Origin of the sequence: Shewanella sp. 11B5, from assembly GCF_002836795.1 — a bacterium.
Taxonomy (GTDB): Bacteria; Pseudomonadota; Gammaproteobacteria; order Enterobacterales; family Shewanellaceae; genus Shewanella; species Shewanella frigidimarina.
Genome location: NZ_PJAP01000431.1, coordinates 1 through 4918, shown reverse-complemented (window position 1 = coordinate 4918; position 4918 = coordinate 1). Strand labels below are relative to the sequence as shown.

The window sequence follows — 4918 nt, the reverse complement described above, 5'->3', positions numbered from 1 at the left end:
TTACCGCCCCGCGGTTGAACATGCATTAACCGAACAAGGCCACATTCCGGGCCAGTTGGTATTTGCTAACGATAATACTGACATGACTAAAGGCCTGTCATTGTGGAACCCTAGCCCACGCTTTTCCAATGGTTACGGTGATGCTCGCCATTTACCGACGATCCTAATTGAAAACCATAGCCTTAAACCTTATAAGCAACGCGTTCTAGGTACTTACATTACACTCGAGCAAACCCTTAAAACGGTGGCAAAAAATAGCACCAAGCTAAAGTCTGCGATTAATGAAGACAAATATCGTAATCCAAGCGAGTTAACCATTAGTTGGCAAAGTGAAACCTTAGCAGAAGGAAAAGACTTTAAAGGGATTGATTACCGTGTTGAGCAAAGCCCAATCAGTGGTGACAAAGTAGTACGCTGGACTGGTGAACCTAAGTTATATGAAAACTTACCAATTGTGGCTAATACAAAAGCTGATATCACGGTAACTCGTCCTGTGGCTTATTATATTCCACCACAATGGACAAACGTTATTGAGCGTTTATCTTTACATGGTATTCGAATGACACGACTGAATAAGCCAGCCTCGATAACCGCGCAGCAATATCAATTTAGCGATCCATTATTCTCAAGCGCTGATTATGAAGGTCATCAAACGGTAACGGCAACAACGGCTATTCATAAAATAAACGCCTACCTTCCTGCAGGTAGCATGCGTATTCCAACCGACCAGCCTTTGGGTGACTTAGCAATGCTATTACTTGAACCTCAAGCTGAGGATTCATTGTTTTATTGGGGCATGTTTAATACCATTTTCACCCGTACAGAATACATTGAAGACTATGCAGTGGAACCTTTAGCGGCAAAAATGTTACTCGACAATCCAGCTCTACAAGCTGAGTTTGATCAAGCGCTTAAAGACCCTGATTTTGCGAAAGATAGCCAAGCAAGATTACGCTGGTTTTACCAACGTAGCCCATACTACGACAGCGAATACATGAAGTACCCTGTGTTGCGAGCATCTAAATAAGCTTCAACGCTGTATAAACGATGAAATTAAATAACGCCGTATCACTCCACAAGTGCTGCGGCGTTTTTTGTGGGATGCGGTAAATCAATCCATAAATCTTGGTTTTGAAAAGGTGTTTGTGGCGGTAACAGTGGATTAGCTAAGTCAAAAATACGACGGTTGTTATATTTACTGAGCGGGAACATATCTCGAGTTGTTTCATGCTGTTCAATAAACTCATGTAGCTGATCTGTCGCAATGAGTGCCTCTAAACCTTGAGTAATGCGTTGCGCTAAGCGCGGGTGGTCATTACTAACAAAAAAATACATAGGTAATGGATAATGTAATATGAGTTTATCGTACACCATCAAGCTTTCGTTACCTTTCGTGTTCACCTCAGCATAAGCCTCATTTAAACCACGAGGAAAATAATCACAGCGCTGCTGTTTCAACATACTGTAAATTAACTGGAAGGTAATCACCCGTTCAACTAGATAACCGTTATATTCTAAAATATCCGAATCTGGCCACTGTGCCCCCTGGCACGCGACTAATTGTTGCTGTTGCCTTGGCGTGTTTATCGCTTCAAATTCAGCGAATCTATCGCGAACAATTACCGGTACTCTTGCACCCAATAACCCACCAACCAGAGGAATTTTAATTGCATGGAACTTACGCTCGCGCTCAACAGTGGTGCCAGCCCAAAAGACATCTAGCAAATCGGCTTTTAACATACTAAAACCACGAGACTGTGACAATGGGGTGTTGATAACAACAATATCAGCCGAGCCATAATCGTCAGCGGTTTGGGTTAATATTAGCTGTAACAAATCGTAATAATATTGGTAGGTGATATTTTCTGAAGATTGAACAGATTGAATGCGTACTTGTTGTGCGGCTAAAGGAAATGCAAAACAACAAATGATCAGCGCAACACTCATTAACAACTTAACCATTGTACTGCCACCATTCACCATTGTGATGCCATCATTCAGTTTAGTCGTAAAACAATTGCAGACCAACTTTTTCAATATAGAAAAGTCATTAATATAGGCAACTTATCGTTCCGTTGGGTGGATTAACGCATGCTGTTCAATCAACAATAATTTTTGCTGCCTAGTATATTTTTTAACAGTAATCTCGCGTTTTGACGCTTCACTTCGATCAGTTAATGATTCTTGATAAACTAAGGTTAACGGGCCTTTACCTTTTAAATATTTAGCCGCTTTAGGACCACTGGCTTGATGCTCGGCAAAACGACGAGCAATATCCGTGGTGATACCCGTGTATAAATGTGAGTTTGCACAGCGAATAATGTACAAGTACCAACCCGTCTTGGCATTATTTTTCGACATAAAATATAAAACCTTAAGTGTGATCATAAAACTCTTGTGCCATCATGGCATACTAAGCACCATTAAAAAGCAAAGACCTATTTCAACCAAGATACAGTTGATAGTATTTTAGCTATTCATTAAGGAAGTTCTGATGTCCAGTAATCAAGATCCTTGCGCTCAACCAGCATTGCTTCATCCCGATCAAGCAATTGAGCAACTTTTAGCTCAAGTTGAAGCAACCCAAGATACCGAGCTAGTCACATTAACCCAAGCTATCGACAGAGTGCTAGCGGAAGATCTGGCATCGAGTATTGATTTACCCCCATTTGATAACTCGGCAATGGACGGTTATGCATTTCGTTTTACCGATTTAGCTGCATCACAGGATAAAACAACCCTTACCCTCGTGGGTAGTTCTTTTGCTGGCCACCCTTTCAAGGGTCATGTATTACCCAATAGCTGTATTCGTATAATGACTGGCGCCCCTGTACCAGTGGGTTTTGATACCGTGCAAATGCAAGAAAAAGTCCAAGCAAACGAAAATAAAATTACTATCGAACATCCACATCGATTAGGCGCTAATGTACGCCTATGTGGTGAAGAACTGCTTGCTGGCACAAAAGTATTGCATAAAGGCATCACTATCCGCGCTGCAGAAATGGGTGTACTCGCCACTATTGGTATTAACCAGGTTAGAGTGACACGCAAATTAAAAGTCGCCTTCTTTTCTACTGGTGATGAGTTACGCCCAGTGGGAAGTGAACTGGCTCCTGGACAGATTTATGATTCTAACCGCTATTCAATCCAAGGCTTACTCAGTAAAAGCCATGTTGAATGGATTGATTTAGGCGTAATAGCCGACAATAAAGAAGCCATTCGAGGTGCATTTAAAGAAGCAGCCAGCAAGGCTGATATGGTATTAACATCCGGCGGAGTTTCTGTTGGTGAAGCTGACTTTACTAAACAAATTTTGTCTGAAGAAGGCCAAATTACCTTTTGGAAACTCGCTATTAAGCCAGGTAAACCATTCGCATTTGGTAAAATAGATAATGCGATTTTTTGCGGTTTACCCGGTAATCCCGTTTCTTCAATGGTAACGTTTTATAAACTCGTGTTACCCATTTTAAATAAAATGCAGGGGCTTAAGCCTATTAAGCCGTTATTTTGTCAAGCAAAGTTGCTGACAGATATACGAAAAAACCCTGGTAGAGTCGAATATCAACGCTGCATACTCAGTCGAAATGAAGCGGGCGAACTTGAAGTTGCGATTACTGGCGGCCAAGGTTCAGGCATGCTCACATCAATGAGTTTAGCTAATTGCTTTGTGATATTAGATCAATTCCAAGGCGACACACCAACAGGCACCCAAGTCACCGTAGAGCCTTTTAATAACGTGTTGTGTTAGGAATAGTATGGATTCACTTGATCAAGAGATACTCACTGATAATGAAATGCTTCGCTATAGCCGGCAGATCTCTATTAAGGCTATCGATATCGATGGCCAAGAAAAGCTCAAGCTTGCCAAAGTATTAATTATTGGTGCAGGCGGACTCGGCTGTGCAGCAAGTCAATACCTTGCCGTGGCTGGGGTTGGTGAAATCACCTTAGTTGATTTTGATACCGTAGAGCTGTCTAATTTGCAGCGCCAAGTATTGCACTATGACGCCAATATTGGCCAAGCAAAAGTTGAATCGGCTAAGCAATCGCTGATGCTGCTAAATCCATTAATTAACATCAATACCATTAATGCGTTATTAGATGATGATGAGATTAACGTGTTGGTGAGTCAACATAGCTTAATTCTGGATTGCACAGACAATATGTTAGTGCGTGAACAGCTTAATAAAAGCTGTTTTGAGCACCAAGTGCCTTTAGTGTCAGCCGCGGCTATTAGAATGGAAGGCACTGTTACAGTATTTGACTACCAACAAGACAGCCCTTGCTATCAATGCTTTAGTGCTTTATTTGGTGAACAACAGCTAACTTGTGTTGAAGCGGGCATTCTTGCGCCTGTGGTCGGCATGATTGGCTGCATTCAAGCAACAGAAGCAATAAAAGTCATCACGGCTATCGGCGAGCCATTAACCGGAAAATTGTTGATGATTGATGCGATGACCATGGAGTTTAGGCAAATGCGTTTACCTAAACAACCACATTGTAAAGTATGCGGTGTTAATCCGTAGATAAAATCACATCTCTAGGGTCATCGCTATAGTGTTACAGTGCTGGCGAATGTGCAGCATCAGAGTCGCTTAATACGCCGTCAGCTACACCGGCTGATGGCGCTATAACCAATTGCGCTTGGGCAAGCTGCTCACGGTCTGCTTTGGCAATATATGGCGATTTATTGGCAGCATGAAGCTTAGCATTGGCTTTTTTTGCTTTAGCTTTAAGAGTTTGATTAATTTTCTTTTTACGATTCATATTGGTCACTTGATAGCATTTACACGAGGCAATTATAATCTCAAACTGATTAAAACCCTATAAATTCCAACTTATCAGTGACCAAACAATATCGATAGCATAGGGTGTTAAACATTATTCTTGTAAGACTACCCACAAAGCATGAACAAGC

Annotated in this window: 4 protein-coding genes and 2 pseudogenes; 3 read left to right on the top strand and 3 right to left on the bottom strand. The window is 41.5% G+C overall.

Annotated elements, in window-relative coordinates; all coding sequences use genetic code 11:
- Positions 1-1027, top strand: a pseudogene (locus tag CXF78_RS10075) (carboxypeptidase); the annotation flags it as partial.
- Between the two features lie 41 nt (positions 1028-1068).
- Here the strand turns inward: CXF78_RS10075 and CXF78_RS10070 are convergent.
- Entirely contained in the window at positions 1069-1962 is an 894-nt protein-coding gene (locus CXF78_RS10070) for a hypothetical protein (RefSeq protein WP_102036696.1), read from the bottom strand.
- Between the two features lie 102 nt (positions 1963-2064).
- Positions 2065-2334 (bottom strand): annotated as a pseudogene (locus CXF78_RS10065) (GIY-YIG nuclease family protein); the annotation flags it as partial.
- A gap of 160 nt (positions 2335-2494) precedes the next feature.
- Here CXF78_RS10065 and glp point away from each other — a divergent pair.
- Together glp and moeB are read left to right on the top strand one after the other, a co-directional pair.
- Entirely contained in the window at positions 2495-3748 is a 1254-nt protein-coding gene (gene glp, locus CXF78_RS10060) for a molybdopterin molybdotransferase MoeA (RefSeq protein ID WP_102036694.1), read from the top strand.
- A gap of 7 nt (positions 3749-3755) precedes the next feature.
- Entirely contained in the window at positions 3756-4526 is a 771-nt protein-coding gene (gene moeB / locus CXF78_RS10055) for a molybdopterin-synthase adenylyltransferase MoeB (protein ID WP_011635588.1), read from the top strand.
- A gap of 34 nt (positions 4527-4560) precedes the next feature.
- Here moeB and CXF78_RS10050 read toward each other — a convergent pair whose 3' ends face one another.
- Positions 4561-4767: a DUF2986 domain-containing protein gene (locus CXF78_RS10050; RefSeq protein ID WP_102036693.1), complete on the bottom strand. Its 207-nt coding sequence runs from the start codon at positions 4765-4767 to the stop codon at positions 4561-4563.
- Positions 4768-4918: the final 151 nt, after the last annotated feature.

What these genes read in the sequence shown, in the direction of transcription:
- CXF78_RS10050 (WP_102036693.1), bottom strand. Translation starts at nt 4,767, where the DNA reads ATGAATCGTAAAAAGAAAATTAATCAAACTCTTAAAGCTAAAGCAAAA.
- glp (WP_102036694.1), top strand. Translation starts at nt 2,495, where the DNA reads ATGTCCAGTAATCAAGATCCTTGCGCTCAACCAGCATTGCTTCATCCC.
- moeB (WP_011635588.1), top strand. Translation starts at nt 3,756, where the DNA reads ATGGATTCACTTGATCAAGAGATACTCACTGATAATGAAATGCTTCGC.
- CXF78_RS10070 (WP_102036696.1), bottom strand. Translation starts at nt 1,962, where the DNA reads ATGGTTAAGTTGTTAATGAGTGTTGCGCTGATCATTTGTTGTTTTGCA.